This is a genomic window from Actinoplanes lutulentus, from assembly GCF_003259845.1.
GTDB classification, from domain to species: Bacteria; Actinomycetota; Actinomycetes; order Mycobacteriales; family Micromonosporaceae; genus Actinoplanes; species Actinoplanes lutulentus.
This window is the reverse complement of the sequence record NZ_QLMJ01000042.1, coordinates 1-2,168: the sequence shown is the minus strand read 5'-3', so window position 1 is coordinate 2,168 and position 2,168 is coordinate 1. Positions and strand designations below refer to the sequence as shown.

2 protein-coding genes are annotated in these 2,168 nt (G+C 63.5%); one reads left to right on the top strand and one right to left on the bottom strand.

Going from position 1 to position 2,168, the window contains the following annotated elements; all coding sequences use genetic code 11:
- Positions 1 to 1,509 (bottom strand): ISL3 family transposase (locus B0I29_RS44995; protein ID WP_220091621.1); only part of this gene is annotated, 1,509 nt, incomplete at its 3' end.
- 121 nt (positions 1,510 to 1,630) lie between these two features.
- Between B0I29_RS44995 and B0I29_RS44990 the strand changes: the two genes are divergently transcribed.
- The gene (locus tag B0I29_RS44990) at positions 1,631 to 2,122 is read left to right on the top strand and encodes a DUF6334 family protein (RefSeq protein WP_111655310.1); all 492 of its coding nucleotides are present in this window, start codon (positions 1,631 to 1,633) and stop codon (positions 2,120 to 2,122) included.
- Positions 2,123 to 2,168: the final 46 nt, after the last annotated feature.

The following is a 2,168-nucleotide window of genomic DNA, read 5'->3' as shown; positions in this document are numbered from 1 at the left end:
AAGGACCCGTTTTCGGAGCAGATCAAAGTTGGCTCTGCCGTACATCTGTCGTTTCAGGGTTTTGATGCGGTTGACGTTGCCTTCGACCGGGCCGGAACTGAACGGCAGGGTGAGGCCAGCGGTGACTGCGGCCAGGTCGGATTTCAGGCCGTTGACGAAGCGGCTGATGCCGGGTAGCTCCGCTTGCTCGGCGGTGCTGATCCAGTCGGCGAGGCGGTGGCCGTGCCGGCGGGTCATGATCTCGCCGAAGGCGCGGACGAGGTCCGCGGCGGCGTGTATTTCCGGGCAGCGGGTGAGGACGTCGTGGAGCCGGCTGGTGTCGTGTTCGCTGAGGTTGTCGGGGTGGCGGCAGATCCAGCCGGTGACCTGGCGGGGTGACAACGGCCGGGGCTGGGTGCGCAGGTCGGGCCGGTGGCGATGTTGTTCGATGAAGGCTCTGACGATGCCGTAGCCGCCGGTGAATCCTTGGGCGGTGACCTCGCGGTGCAGCAGTCTGGCCTTGAGACAGCCGTTGTCGATTCGTGTGATCAGGTAGGGCTTGAACGGGTCCAGCAAGCTTGGGCGTCGTTTCTGGGTGGTCATGAGTTCCTGCCATGTCGCGGCGTGGGCGTAGCGGGAGACGGTGTTGTGGCTCCAGCCCAGGTGCCGGGCGATCTGCCGGAAGCCGGCACCCTGCCCGATCAGCTCGTGGACCAGGGCATGGTGTTTTCTGCGGCGTTGCGCCATCGTTCCCGTCGGTTCGGGAACCTCCTCGGCATCGTTGCGGGCAAGAACGGCGGGTTGTTCGGTCAAGCAGGTCCGGTGTCGTCGCGCGAGGCGATCAACAGCGGTGGCAAGGTTTTGCCACAGGTGAAACCGGTCCGCGACCTGCACCGCATCAGGTGCAGCAGCCTTGGCCGCCTCAGCGTAGGCGCTCGCCCGGTCCCGGCAGATGACCGCTGGCGGTTCGTGATCGTGCAGCCATGCGGTGAGCGGTGCCGCGTCACGTCCCGGGAGTAGATCGATCACCCGCTGGGACTCGCAGTCGACCAGCACGGTTCCGTAGTTCTGACCTCGCCGGATGGCGAAGTCATCAACTCCCAGAATCGCCGCCGGTGCATGATCCGGATCGGGAAGCGCCCGAACAAGTCTCAGCAAGCTGTTGCGACTCGTCCGGATTCCGATCTTCGATGCCAGCCGGGTTCCTGCCCGGCCGGCGAGAGCCAGCCCGATCGAGGTCAGCATCTCCCGCAGCGGCTCACTACGGCGGGCTCTGCGGCGAGTCAGACCGTCAACCTGCTCGACGAACGTCCTCGACTCGCAGACGACATTGCCGCAGAAGAACCGGCGAACCGTCAACGACAACTCCACCAGCCGACCAGCAACCGGAAGATCAGCCAACAGCCGCCGATACCGGGAGTGCACTCGCGCCGACCAGGTCAAACACCTCGGGCACTGCGATTTGGTTCCCCGAGCCGCCGCCCGCAGACGAACGCCGCCGCCAGACTCCGTGATGTCCTCGATCGCCACTTGTTCAAGATGCGGCAGCAGCCGGCAGATGGCCTCGTCACACTGTCACTCAACGATCGATCACAGGAGACACTGAATAGTTCCGTCAGCGGGCGAGATCAAGACATGTCATCGTGATCGTGTGACACCCGGCTCTGGGTTTACGGCGCCAGCCGCCTTGACCGATCTGGCCGAGATCGTGCACGTGACTTTCTCGGAGGATCCGTCTTGGCTCGTAGCAGTTCAGTTGCGGTTCAAAGAGGGGTTCCTCCAGGTCGAGGTGAGCCCGGATGACGACACCGTCGAGGTGTCCTTCGATGCATTGCATCGCCCGGCGCTTCGCCACTGGGCGTCAGAGTCGGTGTCGATCTCGATGAACGAGCGCTACGAAAACCTTCTCGGCAGTGACTCCGCCTGGTGGTGGCTGCTTCGCAACCAACATCAGTACGAGGACGGCTTCCAGATCGAGCTTGGTCCGGCATCGTCCACCACGACGTTTCAGTATCTCGCGATCGCCTCGCGCTTGTATCTGCGTCACGTCGCCGAAGCGAACCAGTCAACAGCGGAGCCCCGGCCGAGCAGCATCACAGATGACCAAGTCTCGCCAAAATCTGCCGAGCGCGCGCCGATGTGATCGGAATATTTTGACAAGATCAATCACGCAAGAAGGGACAGAACCC